At 56.5% G+C, this 15,921-nt stretch carries 13 protein-coding genes; 11 read left to right on the top strand and 2 right to left on the bottom strand.

Annotated elements, in window-relative coordinates; translation table 11 throughout:
* The first annotated feature begins 18 nt into the window (after window positions 1–18).
* The 6 genes from ABB27_RS19720 to ABB27_RS20500 all read left to right on the top strand — a co-directional run bounded on the left by ABB27_RS19720 (window position 19) and on the right by ABB27_RS20500 (window position 6,341).
* Entirely contained in the window at window positions 19–915 is an 897-nt protein-coding gene (locus tag ABB27_RS19720) for a DUF6708 domain-containing protein (protein ID WP_152984526.1), read from the top strand.
* Window positions 916–1,241: 326 nt separating this feature from the next.
* Window positions 1,242–2,147, top strand: coding sequence for a DUF6708 domain-containing protein (locus tag ABB27_RS10250; protein ID WP_152984525.1), 906 nt, complete (start codon window positions 1,242–1,244; stop codon window positions 2,145–2,147).
* Window positions 2,148–2,493: 346 nt separating this feature from the next.
* Window positions 2,494–3,393 (top strand): DUF6708 domain-containing protein, encoded by a 900-nt coding sequence (locus ABB27_RS19715; RefSeq protein WP_152984524.1) that lies wholly within the window; start codon window positions 2,494–2,496, stop codon window positions 3,391–3,393.
* Between the two features lie 239 nt (window positions 3,394–3,632).
* Window positions 3,633–4,727 (top strand): DUF6708 domain-containing protein, encoded by a 1,095-nt coding sequence (locus ABB27_RS10240; protein ID WP_057628605.1) that lies wholly within the window; start codon window positions 3,633–3,635, stop codon window positions 4,725–4,727.
* Window positions 4,728–5,200: 473 nt separating this feature from the next.
* Window positions 5,201–5,866: a DUF6708 domain-containing protein gene (locus ABB27_RS20505; protein ID WP_425477527.1), complete on the top strand. Its 666-nt coding sequence runs from the start codon at window positions 5,201–5,203 to the stop codon at window positions 5,864–5,866.
* Window positions 5,867–6,053: 187 nt separating this feature from the next.
* A complete protein-coding gene (locus ABB27_RS20500; protein ID WP_425477530.1) occupies window positions 6,054–6,341 on the top strand; it encodes an integrase core domain-containing protein in 288 nt (95 codons plus the stop codon).
* Here ABB27_RS20500 and ABB27_RS19350 read toward each other — a convergent pair.
* Together ABB27_RS19350 and ABB27_RS10235 are read right to left on the bottom strand one after the other, a co-directional pair.
* Window positions 6,316–7,272, bottom strand: a complete 957-nt coding sequence (locus ABB27_RS19350; RefSeq protein WP_083491248.1) for a formylglycine-generating enzyme family protein — start codon at window positions 7,270–7,272, stop codon at window positions 6,316–6,318. The genes ABB27_RS20500 and ABB27_RS19350 overlap by 26 nt on opposite strands.
* Window positions 7,273–7,537: 265 nt before the next feature.
* Window positions 7,538–8,023, bottom strand: a complete 486-nt coding sequence (locus ABB27_RS10235; protein WP_057628604.1) for a hypothetical protein — start codon at window positions 8,021–8,023, stop codon at window positions 7,538–7,540.
* 483 nt (window positions 8,024–8,506) lie between these two features.
* Between ABB27_RS10235 and ABB27_RS10230 the strand changes: the two genes are divergently transcribed.
* The 5 genes from ABB27_RS10230 to tagF all read left to right on the top strand — a co-directional run bounded on the left by ABB27_RS10230 (window position 8,507) and on the right by tagF (window position 15,921).
* Complete coding sequence (locus ABB27_RS10230) at window positions 8,507–9,364, top strand: M15 family metallopeptidase (RefSeq protein WP_244479203.1); 858 nt, start codon at window positions 8,507–8,509, stop codon at window positions 9,362–9,364.
* 101 nt (window positions 9,365–9,465) lie between these two features.
* Window positions 9,466–9,726, top strand: coding sequence for a PAAR domain-containing protein (locus tag ABB27_RS19345; protein WP_083491247.1), 261 nt, complete (start codon window positions 9,466–9,468; stop codon window positions 9,724–9,726).
* Window positions 9,727–9,805: 79 nt separating this feature from the next.
* Entirely contained in the window at window positions 9,806–11,194 is a 1,389-nt protein-coding gene (locus tag ABB27_RS10225; protein WP_161809642.1) for a hypothetical protein, read from the top strand.
* Window positions 11,195–11,209: 15 nt separating this feature from the next.
* Window positions 11,210–14,941, top strand: a complete 3,732-nt coding sequence (gene tssM / locus ABB27_RS10220; RefSeq protein ID WP_057628601.1) for a type VI secretion system membrane subunit TssM — start codon at window positions 11,210–11,212, stop codon at window positions 14,939–14,941.
* The gene (gene tagF, locus ABB27_RS10215; RefSeq protein ID WP_057628600.1) at window positions 14,938–15,921 is read left to right on the top strand and encodes a type VI secretion system-associated protein TagF; all 984 of its coding nucleotides are present in this window, start codon (window positions 14,938–14,940) and stop codon (window positions 15,919–15,921) included. The genes tssM and tagF overlap by 4 nt, the downstream gene beginning before the upstream one ends.

Here is a 15,921-nt window from a genome sequence, read left to right as displayed (position 1 = left end):
TAGCCGTGGAGTGACGAAATGAAGAGAGAAGGTGAGGTCGGCATTCCTCTTTGGGAAAGCGAAGATCCTTATTTCGATTTGCAGTCCGCTCGCTTGCGCTCGAAAGCGGGCGCACAAGTAGGAGTGGTGCGTCCACGTCGGGTAATTGATGATCTTACATACTCGGTTCACACCGGCCCCTCCTCTTCAGGCGTAGTCATTGGTGTGTACGAGAATGCGATCATGGTAAGTGGTTTGAGAGGGGCGGTTGGAATGTCAATCCTTGCTTGGTTCGGACTCATTTCTTCATTCTGCCTAGTAGCTCTATCCGTCTACGGATACTCGATCGCATGGCATTTTGGTATTGAGTTCGCTTCAATTAGTATTCCGACGCTATTTGTATCTTTAGCGTGTACTTTGTTTGGAGTTAGCGCCTTTAGCGTGATATTGAGAGTGTTGTTCTTGATGCCGTCGGATTTTCCGGTTGTCTTCAATCGAAAGACCAAGGAAGTCTGGGTATCAATCCCTAAGATGCCATCTTTTTTAAATATATTTGAGGTCACTCCTGTGCGATTCGAGCTTCACTCTTGGGATGAGTTAAAGCCGCGAATTTACAGAACTCTGGAAGTAACCCCTGGCCTTAGTTCCGCTCGTTGGGTCAATGTGTTGACGTTGGTTTTTGAGCGAAAAGACGCTCCAAAACAAGTTGCCTGCGAGGTAAATATTGGCTCTAGAGGCTGGGGTGATGATTTCGAGCTACTTCAGCTGTGGGAGCACATACGCTTATATATGATTGATGGACGGCCTGGTTTGGATGTTGGTGAGAAATACAAGAAAGCCGGCAGTAGACTGCCAATATTCCCGCGAGAGGCGTTAGAGTCAATGGGGCGAAGGTTGAGTGAGGATGAAGCAAGAATGCGTAGTGGCGGAGCTTGATATTGAGCCTTGATTTCTGCTGTGAAATTGTTCTAAATCTAGCGTTTCGCCTTATACCATCTGTTGTATGGGGCAGCGGGATTTACGTCAATTACGCTGAACTAGATTCGCTGAATTTCCGCTGTCCTCCAAGTCGACGGTTTGGCGAAGCTGGCCGAACTATAAGTCGCAATTTTTCCTGTTAACGGTTTCGTTGCAGATCCGTCGCCTGGCCCTACTGAAAGCTGCGGCTCGCTAGACGGCATGCCAGGAGACCAGCGTGAACGCTACGCCGTTCTTTGTAGTCCTAACGCGATATTGACTGACGGTAGAGGCCGATTATGGGATTGAAGGAAACAACGGCTGCCATTTGGAGTAAGGCGGAGCCCGAGGTTGTCTTCAGTGTTGTGCTTTCTCGAGATAACGCGCATGCACGGCGCGCTCCTTATCGTATTATTCCCGCGGATCATTCGGTTTCGCTTGATGTTGATCCTGTAGCATTTGATTCTGTGTTGCGCGTCCACCGGCAAGGTTTGGTGGTCGGAACGATCCGTGGTGAATATGCAAAAAACGTCGGATGGTCAAAATTTTCCGCATTTTTTATGTGGTCTTTGGCGGGCTTTTTTTGGGCTTTATTACTAATGATGTTGATAAAGTCAAAGTTTTCGGTGACGATAAATTTTTTCTTTATGGTTTTCGTTTTTGGGTTTGTTTCATATTTCCTTTTTTGCTTTGGAACCTACTTTTGGCGTCAAACTAAAATAAATTCGTTGGATGACCCTGTGTTGTTCAATAAAAATTCAAAGACGGTCTATGTACTTCCTTATATAAAGGGGGCGTTTTTTAAATTCTGGGTGAGTGGATCCCATGGTGCGCCGATTGCGTACAGGTGGGATGATCAGATCCGAGCGCGCATCTATAACTACATCTATTTCCGGGGGGCTAATCTGGCCTCAGAGGGATTTGAGCTCGGTCTGCTGGCCATTCGTGAGGGTACGACGAACGAAGTGGAGCAACTTATCCGGTTGGGTGTTCAGTCCAATGGCTTCGATAGCACGCAATTGGCGCTATGGGAGCATATACGGCAATACATGGAAGAAGACGGTCCCCCGCTGCAGCCAGGTGACAAGCTGCGCGCAACAGATTTGTCCCGCGTGCCCGAGTTTCCGGCAGAAATTGTTGCTGAAGCTGGCGGGCCTGCTTTGGACCAAAATGCGATTGACCAGTTGGTACAGCTAAAGCGAAGTTGCTGAGTGCAATATAGTTAATTTTGGCTTGGATTGCTAAATTTTTTTCTAACGTCGTCAGGTCATTTGGTCCCATTGCGAATCGGAGGGTGTTCATCTGGTGGGGCTTGAACGATGAGTCAGTTCTCTGGGTGGCTTTCAAAGCGCTACAAGGTCATCTAGGGTGGTTCTATTAGGGCTGCAAAAGCCTGGATGAGGAAGTGCGAGATAAAATACTATTGTGATGAGCGCTAGGATTTTAATTGGGACTGATCTTTATGTCCTATTAATATTTTTACTTTTGAACCGGCTCTGCTGAAAGCTGCAGGGCGTCAGGGTCAACATCTAGATGACAATAATCAATTGATTTGAGGTGAACGTTTTGAAAGAAACGTGGGTGGGTGTCTGGCAGCGCCAAGAAAATGAGCTTGAATTTTCACTGGAGCTATTAAGGAAGAACGCTCACGCGCGTCGGGCGCCATATCGAATTCTTCCATCGGACTTTAAAAAATCACTTTCAGTTGATCCATATGCGCTTAGTTCTGTTTTGCGTGTCTATCCAAATGGACTCGAGATTGGGACAGTTCGAGGTGAGTACGCGGCGCACACGCGCTGGTCAAAGTTCGTGTCCATCGCGCTGTTTATTTTTGCGGGATTTGTCGCGTTCAATTTGCTTGATTCAGTGTTCACCGGTTCGTTCATTGGTACTATGTTTTCAGCACTAATCGCATATTTTTGTCTCTGCGTAGGAATGGTTTTCTGGCGATCGGCGATGCATCAAGTTGTTGATGATCCGGTATTGTTCAACCGAAAATCCCGGATGGTTTACGCAAGGCCATATATATATGGTGGCTTCTGTAGTTTTTGGGTGCGTGGTCATCACGGACCGGCTGTGGCGTATCGCTGGGACGATCAGATTCGGGCGCGGATTTACAATTACGTGTACTTCCGCGGCGCGAATCTGGCGTCGGAGGGGTTCGAGTTGGCACTGCTCGCAATCCGTGACGGAACACCAAGTGTAGTGGAGCAGTTGATCCCGCTGGGCACTCAGGCCAATAGCTTCGATAGTGACCAATTGTCGCTTTGGGAACACATTCGTCAGTACATGGAGGAGGGCGGGCCGCCGCTGCAGCCTGGCGACAAGTTGCGCGCAACGGACTTGTCCCGTGTGCCTGAATTCCCGCTAGAAATTCTTGCGGACACTGGCGGACCAGCTTTGGATCAAGAGGCGATCGATCGGTTGGTACAGTTGAAGCGAACGCCAGGAGTATAACCGGGGCTACGAAGCTAGAATTGGAGCACGCCCGTACGGTGCTGCAGCTGCGGCGCGCCTTCGGCTCTTCTGGTTTTCATGTCGTGGTGAAAGTCCCGATCCAGCGGCTTGCTTGGAGTCGCCCGCTACGCCGCTTCGGGAACAGCCAGAAGCAAGTCTGGTCCCTTTCTTTCGTTGAGTTGCCCCCCGAGTTGAACTGCAAATCTTGAATTTCCCGCCGCAAAACAACGATAGCGCTGATGAATAAGACTACTCGTGATGCACAGTTTGGAATGACTAAGCTTCCGTTGCAGAGCGGAGGTTGGGGAAGTCTGCTGAACTCTGCTAGCGACGCGCCTCGAGCTAGGCCGGCGTCCGTCAAGGCCATTCAAACCATCAACGATTCATTCATTGTCTTTTCGTCGATCAACTCTTCCTCCAGCCGGGGGTTCGCATTCGTGTTGGGTTTGGTGATCGGATGCGCAGGCAGTAGCATGGTGCTTGCCGACGTCGTGTTAGGCGGGGTACTTTCTCGCGAAGATTTCTGGCCTCAGCTTGCTGGTGTATACGCGATCCTTCTCCTGATTTCCGGGGTGTTCTTCGCTTGGTCCGTTACGTCCGTCAGGCGCACTCTTTCGCCCCCGGTCGTGCTGAGTAGAAGGCTAAGAAAGTTCTATTGTTGGATAGAACCTAAAGAAGGATGGGTCGCTCTTGAGTACGATAAAGTGCAGCCTGTCTCGATGGTCTCGCGAAGCTATAGCGTGGCCGGTGCTGCTACCGGATATGTGCTTGCCGTAGTCGATATGGATGACTCCAGCCGGTCTATCCGATCATATGTGCCTCTGGTGCAACCGCATCGCGATTATCGAGCACCGGAGATGGTCTGGGAGTTCATTCGCTCCTATATGGATGGTGATCCGGAGGATCTGCCGGCGGCGGACCCAATGCCGCCGACCGACGATGCCCGCGCGGATTTCGCATTGTTGGACAGGCGGCTATTTGGTGATTTGATTGATGATCGACATCGGGTCAAGCCAGGTATGTTCCCGATGGTCTATGTCCATGTGGTTGGCGCGCTCATGTATTGGTTCGAACGAGCGGGGTTCTGGATTTCCCGGGTTGCTCCAAAGCCCGACTGGCCGCAGGATATCCAGGCCGAAATGTCTGCGGCCAATTTTAGTAGTTCGTTCCGTGTGAGAGAACTCACAGATGCGGAGCGCCTCGCATATGCCGGTAAGCTTGGATATTTGAACCGTCGTTGGCTCGTGCTTGGCGCGATTTGCACGGTAATTGTGTTTATGATGTTTGCAGTGATCGGAGTGCCGCCCTGGTTTTCTGAATTGAATCGCGGGTAGGCAGTGCTTCATTGGTGATCGGCGGCCGGCGGATGATTATCAAGATTGGCGCGGAATAGTTTTGTATCGATGGCTATGAACATTAAATCTATATGCCGGAAGCAAGTGTGTGTTCAATTGGGGTAGGTTGATATGCTGACAGGTTGGCATCCAAAGTTTGAGCTTGAGAGAGGGCTCGCTAATCTCGAAAAGACAGAGCGGCTTGCTCTGGGTGTGAGGGGGGATTTGCATCCAGATGATTCCACTTCACTGGTATCGCTTAACTCAACTTATGCGGAGTTCGTAGATCGAACTTTTTCAATGAAGGGCTTTATACCTACGTTAGTGACAGGCACTTTTAGTTTTCTCTGCGTAGTTATCGCTATTTACGCTGTCGTTTCAGTCTTTCCGGCGAGTCCGACATGGGCTGATTTTTTGGCTATATTTTTATTTATACTATTGATGGGCGGTTTGGTGCTTTTTTTTGGAACTTGGTGTTGAAGTACGATTTCTTTGCATATCGATACTATCCTGTTAGATTCAATAGATTGACAAGAAAAATCCATATTTTCAGGAATAACGGCGCCACCGGTGAGGTTGTTGTTCCGTGGGGAAGCAATCGCCTGTTCTTCTTTGTGGGATGGGGAACCCAGAACAAAAGTCTGTGCGACCTTCGTTGCCATATTTTAAATAGGAATGGGATCATCACGGATACGTTTACCGTAGGTACTTTTACTGATGACCCTATGCGAGTGCGCGGGCGGTGGGAATTCATCAACAGGTACATGGAAGGCGGGCCCGATCATACTGTTTCTCACGAATCGGATAGGGTGATTACTCTGTCGATGAAGAACAGCTTCAAAAACTCCTATCGCTGGACATGTTTCTTGCTCGGTCGGTCGCTATTTCCTTTGAGGTATATTCTGTTTCCTTGGTATGGGGTTTTGGCACTGACTCGTTGGTTGGTTATGGCGACATGCGTGGCGCCGCGCTTTTCCCCCGTTACTATTGCGGAAAGTCGGTTCGATCCAGATGATAAGGGGCGCTGGGAAGAACCTGACTATATCGACCAGTTTGGTGAACGACCGGATGTGGTGGCACGAATGAGAGAGCTTCATCGTGAGCGGCAGCGCAGGTCCGGAGCTCCCGACCATCAGTAAGAGGTATCGGGTTCTTTCTTGTCTTGGTCGGGCTCGACAAACCAATCTGCTACCCGAATGATGCACCCAGGAACGAACTACTGCGTGACATGGCTATCCGGCAAAGACTTCGACTAGACACCGGTCCAGAGTTCATCGTTTTGGCGTTGGCGGAGTGGGCTGAGCGCAAGAACATCGCACTGATTTTATTGAGCCAGGACGGCCGATGCATAGCCGTTTCATCGAACGCTTCAATGGCAGGGGCTGTCGGCACGTTTTGAATATGCACTGCTTCCGTAATTTCCGAGAAGTAGGCGCATCGGCAAAACAGTGGTTGGGCGACTACAGCACCGAGATGCCTCATGAAGGTATTCGCGGGCCGACGCACGCTGAGTTCCGTCAGTACCGCGGATCGGAAACCTCTAAATCAGCCTGGCATCGAGCCGCGGGGAGTTGGCAATACCTAACGTCTAGTTATCCAGCGATACACATCTAAACGCATTCGAACTGTTTTGATTCACGGGAATTGTTGAATTTTCGTCGAGCGCCGATTGTTGAGGTGGCGGAGAAGGGTTGGAATGGAAGCGTGTAATTGTCATTGAAACTATGGCTAGTGTGTCCCCGCCACGGCTTGAATGACTACGCTGGACTCTTTCGGACCCCGATGTGGGTCCGGTAGGATTGATGGCTTTCGAAGGCTCATAGTTCGGGGAGTACCAATCTCCTACCCACTCGAACCCATGGTCTATCAGGTCATACAAGCCCAAAGGAGTTGCGGGGAACAAACCTACCGAGGAGGAATCGCCTGTTGAGTTATGCTGGCTGCTAAATTCGGCATAGTGAGCGAAATTCGCAACATTTCGCCCGTTTTCAACGACCCCTATGTCGGTCGGCCATACAATCATCTTTCCGCGATTTCTTGCAGCATATTCCCATTGCGCTTCGGTGGGTAAGTCCATGCGTATTCTTACTTGTTGCCCGATCCACTGGCAATAATTCTTCGCTCCTTGCCAATCTACGCCAGCTGCAATATTTGGTAGGGTGCGGTAAGAGCGGTCCATTTCTTGCTGGGCAATTCTTTCCCTTCCGGTTGCTTCGGTAAAAACATCGAAGTCTTCATAGGTAACTTTATAAGCTCCTAGTGAGTAGTCACTCAGCGTAACTTCGTGAAGCACGTCGTCGTTTTGATCGCCTGAGTAGGGCATGCTTGCGCGGGGGTCAATCGGGCCAAAGTCTCCCATCATGAACGTCCCGCCTTTGATGCTGACCAAGTCCCTCAAGGTTTTAGCTTTAAGAGCTTCAACTTTCCTTTGAATTTCGGCTGGGCTGGTTTTGGCTGCTGTCTCTGCGGGTTGCGCATGGCAGTCGGTAGCGAAACTCATCGAGATCAACGCATTGCACAGTAGAAGCGCAGTTCTTTTTTTCATGAAAGCGTCGAGCGTTCCCGTCGAAAATTGGGGGCTACCAGCTGATTGATAGCGGTGCTGTTCAGGCGCCCAAGCCGTTTTCAGTAATGAAGTCGACGGTCTATATGTGCCAGGGGGTATTTATCTCCCGGCTGTTTGACCGTGGCGACTTTTGAATGCAATGAAGTACTTGGGAGCTAGTGGGCTCAGCAACTTGCAGCTTCAATGAGCCCTGCATCAATTACGCTGCAGCACTTGGTAAGTGTGGTGCCGAGCTCGATGCTCATCACATCGCCGGGCAAGCCGGATCCTTGCCACTGAGCCCCGCGCAGATCTTCGCGCGGCATTCCAGGCCCTTGGTGGTGTTTGCACCGGGGCAGGCACGCAACTGCGTCTGGATGGTGGATTCGGTGGAGGCGGTCTTGCGTGTTGCTACCTGCTCGAACGCGGTGCGTTCATCGTCTGCGCGGCGCTTGTCGTCGGCTTCGATCTTGGCGATCAGATCATCCATGGTCTGAGGCTGCGGGGCCGCTGCAGCTTTCTTCTTCTTGCTTTCCTCTTCCTTGATGATGCCCAGCAATGTGCCAAGCAGGTTCTCGTCCTGGCCTCGGCCTGTTGCTGCAGGGCGCGCCGATGCGGTTGCGCGTTGCGCACGTGCATCTCTTGCCGTAGCGGCAGGCGCAGGAGCGGCATTGGCCGCGGTAGATGCCTGCGGTGCTGCAGCAGCATTGCGGCTCTTGGCGTCGGCGGTTTCCGGTGCATCCACAATCATTGCAGCGCCGTCATTGGGGGCTGCTGATGGTGCATCTGGGTGGCCTGTTGCACTTCCAGACGAATCTGGATTTGCATCCGGGTTCAACGAGTACTCCGCGCTATCCTGCGATGCGCTGCTTGAGAGCCACCACAGCGTTGCTGTCGTGAATGCAAGTAGAAGTGCGCAGCATGCGCCAGCCCATAGCCAGACGCGCCGGCTGTGAACTGGCCGGTCTTTGGTGGCGCGCGATGATGCGGCAACCTGTCGACCTTCCATGTCTGCGAGAATGCGGCCCGTGTTCGGTGCCGGGCCGTTGTTCTGCGCTCCCCCTGAGAGCAGACTCGGCCGATTGATTCCGCCATTATTCAAGTGCTTCCAGCCCTTGGTTTGAGTCGGCTAGTGCCGAAACGAATACGCGCATTTGTAGAGTAAGCCTTTCGATGCGTCAACCAGCTTGGTCGTCATGGAGGACCGGTGACTGTAATTCTCGTTGTAGCCATTGTGCTGTTGCTGCTGGTCGCGTTGCTCTGTTGGGGGTTGTTGTTTCCCGAGTCCCTGGGTCCAGTGTTTGCGCGCTTGCAGGCGCGCTGGGCTGCGGCGCGGCAGCGCGCAGGGCGGGCCGGCGATCGCGCGGGGCAGGGTGCTGCCCGCGTGCGCAGTGGGGTTCGTGAAGAAGTTGTGAGTGTGCGTACTTCGCTGCGCCGTCACTGGCCTGTGCTGGTGATCGCGGTAGCCTTGCTGAGCATTCCTCCATTGGTGATTTTGATGTCACGGCAGACCGTGGTGCTGTCTGATTTCCGCGGTGATGATCTTGCCGAGTCCGGCTCGATGGTTGCGCAATTGTTGCGCGGTGAGCGTTTGACGCCGCCGCCTGCGCCGCCGCCGGAAGTGTTCACCACCACCGAGATACGCCGCCTGCGTCCAGAAATAGTTACAGCTGATCGCAAATGGAATCAGATTGATCCGGATCTGCAGCAACGCGTTCTGGCTATCTACGAAGTGATGCGTCGCCAGTATGGTTACGAGATGGTGTTGATCGAAGGCTATCGAAGCCCGGAGCGCCAGGCGGAGTTGATGGCCGGCGGCAAGGCAACCCGTGCAGGCGCCTGGCAGAGCTGCCATCAATACGGGTTGGGCGTGGATAGCGCGCCAATTCGTGACGGGCGTCTGCAATGGGACATGGAAGATCCGTGGACCCGGCGCGGCTATTTTCTCTATGGCGAACTTGCTGAACAGGCGGGGCTGGATTGGGGTGGCAATTGGCGCAGCCTGAAGGACTACGTGCATGTTGAAGTGACGGATCGCTGCAGGGCAGCACGCAACGCAAAGCGTGATGAACTGCGCCGGCAAGGCTTATAAGCGCCGACAAGTGCTGGTATCGTAAGCCGGTGATGACTCGGGTCGCCGTTGGACAGGGGCGATGGAAAGGCCGGGTCACGGCGAATCAAGGAGCATGATGCATGGCACGACCGTTTATCGTTGTCGGCGACAAGTTGAGTCATGGCGGTAGCGTGGTGTCTGGCACCGGCCAGACCGACGTCAATGGCAAAGCAGTTTCCCGCATTGGGGACCGCGCAATCTGTGCGGTGCACGGGGCAACTTCAATCATCAGTGGTGACGCTACCGTCGTGATCGATGGGCAGCCGGTTGCACGTGACGGAGATCGCACTGCGTGTGGCGCCACATTGTTGGCAACACAGAGCAGCACTGGGTTGGGCTGATTGCGACACGCAGTACAGGAGCAGGCATGGAGCACGGCGACTGATGGCAGGATGGTTGAAGAACGCGGGGAGCGTAGTGATGGTTTTTGTCGCCACTTGGGCGGCGGCCATCATGTACTGGCGTAGTAGTGGCACTACCCCTAGCGGTATGCAGATGCTGGCCTATCTTGGCGTATTGCCGGTGGGCCTCAGTGGCGCAGGCTATATGCTGCGCGGCGCACTTGTGCGTGGCGCGGACAAGCTTGTTGACGCCGCTGCAAGCAGCGATGAGGCCAAGCCGGTCGCGCCGGTGGCGTCCACCGGCGAGGCCTTGCCGTCGGTAGCCTTGAGCGCAGCAAGCATCCGTCTGGGTGCGGCTGCGGATGCAGGTGCATTATTGGCCGTTGCGTCGGCGCCGCCACGGCCGCAGCTGGATAGTCGCTTCCGTGACGCCAACAATCTTCCGATACGCGTCAGCGCCGTTGCCGAGCTTGATGAATGGACGGTGCTGTCCGAGCGCGAAGGCGATATCGACACCGCCCCACACGAGCGGCGGGCGATGGCGTTGTTGCAGCCTGTGCTGGAGCAATTGCTGGACGCCGCCTATGCAGTGATGCCGACGGTGGTTGCTGGCGAAGAAGTCGTTGTGGCCGGACTTCGTCGGCGCGAGGAAGAACGGGTTGAGAATATTCTCAGTGTCGAGCTGATCATTTCGCCGCAGTGGTCGGACGGTTTGCGCCACTGGGCACAGGCGTGGCTGCAGGAGCAGGCGGTGCAGGCCGGCCTGGACGCGCGCAGGTTTGAAGTGCGCGTGAGCGTATTTGAACGCCCAGGTGATGTATGGGCGCATCTGCAGCGTGTTGTTGACGCCTTGAGCTCCGGCTCACCGCGCTGGCACCTGCTGGTTTCCTGTTATTCGTCCATTGACGCTGCGGTCATCAACGCGTGGACGGCACGCGGCTTGTTGGCGAGTGCACAGCAGGCCGATGGCTACGTGCCCGGCGAAGGTGCCGCGGGTGTGCTGTTGTGCAGCCGCGCGCTTGCAGGCGAGGGCGCCGGGCGTTTGTGGCGGCCGCAGCTTGAGCGGCTGGACGCTGCCTATGGCAGCCGCCCGGCCGAAGTCCGTCGCCAGCTCGCAACCGCAGCACAACAGTGGTTGCAGCCGCTGCTCGCGGACGCTTCGCGGGTGCAGTTCGTGCTGCATGACACCGATCAGCGGCCAGAGTCCATCGTTGATACCGCGGCGGTAACCGCTGCGATCAATCCGGATCTGGACTTCAGTTCACAAAGCCTTGCCCTGGCGCTGTGTTCTGGTGAGTTGGGCCCGGTGTTGCCGGTCGCCCAGCTCGCATTGGCGTATACGCAATTGCAGCGGCAGTCCGAGCCGGTGCTGTTGCTGGGTGTTGCCGATGCGCAACAACGTCTGTTTGGCCTCGTAGAACCGCTTCCTTCCCCGACCTTGGTGGCTGAAATGCCAGCAGTCAACTAAACCCTGGATTCCTGCATGAGTTTGAGCAATTTCAGCTACTACCTGCGCGACTATCGCCTATGGATGGTGATTGGTCTTATCGGCGCCGCTGGGCTGGCCAAGTATGGCGAGGCGGAGGCCAGGCAGATTGGCATCTGGGCGGCAATCGTACTGGCGGCGTTGTTGGTGGTTGCGCTGATCGTCTGGATCATCAAGCGGATCATGGCGCGGCGGGCAGCACGGCGCGTCGAGGCGATGGTGCAGGGCGAAGCGGACAAGGCCGTGGCCAATGCGCAGCCCTCGCAACGCGCCGACACCGAGGCCTTGCGCAAACGCATGCTGGATGCGGTGAAGCAGATCAAGTCGTCGCGAATGGGCATGCTCAAGGGCAATGCTGCGCTTTACGAGTTGCCGTGGTACGTGATCATCGGCAACCCTGCGGCAGGCAAGAGCACGGCCATCCTCAACTCGGGCCTGCAGTTCCCGTTCGAGGACAACCGCAGCAACGTTATCCAGGGCATTGGCGGCACCCGTAACTGCGATTGGTATTTCACTACCAATGGCATCGTGCTGGATACGGCCGGTCGCTATTCGGTAAGTACCGAAGACCGCATGGAATGGCTCACCTTCCTGGGCTTGTTGAAGAAGAATCGTCCACGTGCACCCATCAACGGTGTGATCATCGCGGTCAGCATTGCCGAGTTGTCTGGCAGCAAGCCGGAATTTGCGATGGAGCTGGCCAAGAACCTGCGCCAGCGCGTGCAGGAGGTCACCGAGCAGCTGGAAGTGTTCGCGCCGGTGTACGTGCTGTTCACCAAGGCCGATCTCATTGCAGGCTTCAGTGAATTCTTTGGCAACCTTGATCCGGGCGAACGCGAGAACGTGTGGGGCGCCACCTTGCCGGCGGACGTGCAGCAGCAGAGCGATGCGCTGACTGCCTTCGATACGCACTTTGATGAGCTGGCCGAAGGCATCAAGGAAATGAGCTTGACTCATATGGCAATGCAGCGCGGGCGCGATGTATCGCCGGGGCTGCTGTCGCTGCCATTGGAGTTTGTCGGCATCAAGCCGGCCTTGCGCACCTTCATTGCCACGTTGTTTGAAGACAACCCGTACCAGTTCAAGCCGGTGTTCCGTGGTTTCTATTTCAGCAGCGCGCTGCAGGAAGGGCGCTCGGTGCATCATGCGTCCGAGCGCGTTGGCCGCCAGTTTGGCTTGCAACGCGGCTCCAATGTGGACGAGGCACCGAGCGGGCAGACCGCGTTTTTCCTCAAGGATTTGTTCCGCAAGGTGATCTTCGCCGACCGCGGGCTGGTGCGGCAGTACGCAAGCCCGCACCAGAATCGCCTGCGTTATGGCGTGTTCCTTGGCGCGGTGGGTGTGCTGGCGCTGGGCCTGGGCCTGTGGACCTGGTCGTATACGACCAATGCGCAGCTGGTGGCCAACGCCACCAAGGATCTCGACCAGGCCGTGCGCATCCAGAAGGACCGCATGGACCTGAAATCGCGGGTGGACGCGTTGCTGCTGTTGCAGGACCGGATGGAGCAGCTGGACCGTTACAAGAAGGACGGTGGCATCACCACCAGCCTTGGCCTGTATCAGGGCGATGCGATCCGCGAGAAGCTGTTGCGCGAGTACAACCATGGCTTGCAGCAGGTGATGCTGGCGCCGACTGTCTCCAATCTTGAGAATTATCTTGGTCAGGTGGTTGCCGAACGCGACAAGCTCGGCCAGGCCAACGCCACGGCAGCGGAAAGCGAGACGCTGTATCAGAACGCGTCGCCCACTAGCACCAACGATGCGTACAACGCGCTCAAGACCTATTTGATGCTGGGCAATCCCAAGTACGTGGAAGGTGCACATCTGTCGCAGCAGCTGACGCTGTTCTGGCGCAGCTGGCTGGAGGCCAACCGTGGCCAGATGAGCCGCGAGGAAATGGTGCGGGCTGCCGAGAAGTTGATGACGTTCTACGTGGCGCAGGCTGGCAAGTCGGGCTGGCCGCAGGTGCAGAACAAGGTCACCCTGGTCACCGATTCGCGCCAGGCGCTGTCGCAGGTGATGAAGGGCCAGCCGGCGATGGAACGCGTATTCGCACAGATCAAGGCACGTGCTGGCGCGCGCTTCGGAACGGTAACCGTCGACGGGCTGGTAGGTGAGGAGCGCAATGCGCGCCTGATCAACGGCAGCTATGCCATCTCCGGTGCGTTCAGTCGCAAGGCCTGGGAAGACTATGTGCAGGACGCCATCAAGGAAGCGGCCAATACCCAGCTGAGCACTACCGACTGGGTGCTGGGCACTACCGAGCAGAGTGATCTGTCGCTGGCGGGTAGCCCGGAGCACGTCTCGCGTGAGCTTGTCACCTTGTACAAGCAGGAATACGCGCGTGAGTGGGGCAAGTTCGTGCAGGGCCTGAGCATTGCCGAGTTCAATACGTTTGATGAAGCCACCGCGCGCATCAACCGCCTGGGTGACGCCGGCAACTCGCCGCTGCGTACCTTGCTGGAGAAGATCAACGAAGAGACCATCTGGGACAATCCGCCCGCACAGGCGCGTTCCAGCAAATCTGGCAAGGGCTTCGTGGCCTGGTTCCAGCGCACCATCCTGCGCAAGGATCCGGCCGCTGCGGCAGCCGCTGCGCCGGTAGGACCGATTGGCAAGGCGTTTGAGGGCATTGCGCGCTTGACCATGCCGCGCGGCGACCAGCCGGCGGTGATTGCCGCTTACTTCGAGACGCTGGGCAAGCTGCGGGCGCGCTTGAACGCCATCAAGTCGCAGGGCGATGTTGGCGTAGGTGCACGCAAGCTGATGCAGGACACCTTCAGCAATGAAGGCTCCGAGTTGAGCGTCGCCTTGGCGCTGGTGGACGAGCAGGTGCTGAACGGCCTGGATGAAAAGCAGCGCGAAGCACTGCGGCCCTTGTTGCTGCGGCCGCTGACGCAGACGTTTGCCGCCCTGGTGCCGCCTACCGAAGACGAAGTCAACAAGAGCTGGAAAGCGCAGGTCTATGATCCGTTCAAGGCACGCATCGGCCAGCAGTATCCGTTCAACCTGAACTCGGACGTGGATGCGGCCGCCAGCGACATCGGTGCCATTTTCGGCGCCAGCGGCAGCATCGCCAACTTCAACAAGGATGCGATGGGGGCCTTGGTCATCCAGCGCGGCCCCTTGCTGGAAGCGCGGCGTTGGGCTGGGATCGGCGTCAATCTGTCGGCAGAGCTGGTTGCCAACTACGGCAACTGGGTGAGCGGCGCTGCCGCCGGTGTTGCCCAGGACACCACCATCTTCGAACTGTTGCCATCGCCGGCTACTGGTGCGGTGGAATACACCATCGAGATCGATGGCCAGCAGCTGCGCTACCGCAACACGCCGCCGCAGTGGACCACCATGCAGTACCCGAACGCCGGGCAGATCCCCGGGGTGAAGATCTCGGCAGTGACCGGCGATGGGCGCACTGTGGAGGTGTTCAATGCGCCGGGCTCCAATGGCTTCAAGCGCTTGATGTCCGAAGGCCAGTACGAGCGTCTTGATGATTCCAGCCGCATCACCTGGGAAGGCAATGGCGTCGCGGTAACGGTGGAAATGCGGGTTGTGCGCCGTGCCGGTGCCGGCTCCGATGGCAGCGATTGGCAGCGCGGCCTGCAGTTGCCGGAGAAGGTGGCAGGCGGCGCTCCGGTGGCCGCGGCTACTGCCGCGCCGGTGGCTGCGCCTGCAGTAGCACCTGCAGCCACACCTGCGGCGACGCAGCAGGCAGCGGGAGGTGGCCGATGAACCGCGTGGTCAGTGCAGGGGTTTCCTATTTCGGAAAGGTGCCCTCGCGTGGCGACTTCGTGCGCGCTGCCGACAACCACCAATTGCTGGGTTGGCTGGACCGCTGGGCCGGTGAATCACTGGAACTGCTGAGCCAAAGCCCCGATTGGAAGCAGCGTTACGACGAGGCGCCGGAGATCAACTACGCGTTTCTCGGATCGCGCAGCAAGATGCTGGTCTGCGGCCATTTCCTTGCCAGCCGCGATGCATCGGAACGGCGCTTTCCGCTGTTGTCCGCATTGCGTCTGGAAGCGCCGGAGCCGTTGCCTTTCATTGGCCGCAGCCCGTTGGCACTGTCCAACGCCTGGTCCGGGCTGGCACGGTTGGCGCGGCAAGCCAATGAGGACGCCGATGCCACCCAGGCATTGAGCCAGCTTGCCGACGCGCGCTTCAGCATCAGCACCGATCCGGCGGACTACAACGCCAGTTTCCATGACTTCCTGGAAAGCACCACCATCGCCAGTTTCGAGCAGCGCCTGCGCGAGGCCGGGCATGGCGATGTGGCATTGCGGCAGGTATTGCCGGCGTTGGGCCTGCTGCTGCAGCCCGTGCTGAGCGGCGGCGAAGTGAATATCGACAAGGCACTCGTACTGCCGCTGGTGCGCGATCCGGCCTACCGGCCGCTGGTGGCGGCGTTCTGGCTGGATCTGATTTCCAGCTTCGTCAGCCGTGGCGACTTCGAGCTGGCGGTGCTGATCCGCAACGATGCCAAGCCCAATATGGTGATCGGCTTCAACGGCGCCGACCGTATGGTGCTGCGCGCGGCCCTGGATCCGTCAGAAGCAGGCGACTACCTGATCCACCTGCAGCATTCGGAGTGGGTGGATGACTACCTGCACGGCGATTACAACTTGAACCGCTTCGGCAGCTTCCTTGAGCGTGACGATCTTGCATTGGTCACCGCGCGTCGGCTGTTTGGCGAGACCTTCCTGGGAACCTGA

It is taken from the genome of Stenotrophomonas terrae (assembly GCF_001431465.1).
Classification (GTDB): domain Bacteria; phylum Pseudomonadota; class Gammaproteobacteria; order Xanthomonadales; family Xanthomonadaceae; genus Stenotrophomonas; species Stenotrophomonas terrae.
This window is presented reverse-complemented; position numbering and strand designations above follow the sequence as displayed.

What these genes read in the sequence shown, in the direction of transcription:
- ABB27_RS19720 (WP_152984526.1), top strand. Translation starts at nt 19, where the DNA reads ATGAAGAGAGAAGGTGAGGTCGGCATTCCTCTTTGGGAAAGCGAAGAT.
- ABB27_RS10240 (WP_057628605.1), top strand. Translation starts at nt 3,633, where the DNA reads ATGAATAAGACTACTCGTGATGCACAGTTTGGAATGACTAAGCTTCCG.
- ABB27_RS19350 (WP_083491248.1), bottom strand. Translation starts at nt 7,272, where the DNA reads ATGAAAAAAAGAACTGCGCTTCTACTGTGCAATGCGTTGATCTCGATG.
- ABB27_RS10235 (WP_057628604.1), bottom strand. Translation starts at nt 8,023, where the DNA reads ATGATTGTGGATGCACCGGAAACCGCCGACGCCAAGAGCCGCAATGCT.
- ABB27_RS19345 (WP_083491247.1), top strand. Translation starts at nt 9,466, where the DNA reads ATGGCACGACCGTTTATCGTTGTCGGCGACAAGTTGAGTCATGGCGGT.
- ABB27_RS10225 (WP_161809642.1), top strand. Translation starts at nt 9,806, where the DNA reads ATGGTTTTTGTCGCCACTTGGGCGGCGGCCATCATGTACTGGCGTAGT.
- tssM (WP_057628601.1), top strand. Translation starts at nt 11,210, where the DNA reads ATGAGTTTGAGCAATTTCAGCTACTACCTGCGCGACTATCGCCTATGG.
- tagF (WP_057628600.1), top strand. Translation starts at nt 14,938, where the DNA reads ATGAACCGCGTGGTCAGTGCAGGGGTTTCCTATTTCGGAAAGGTGCCC.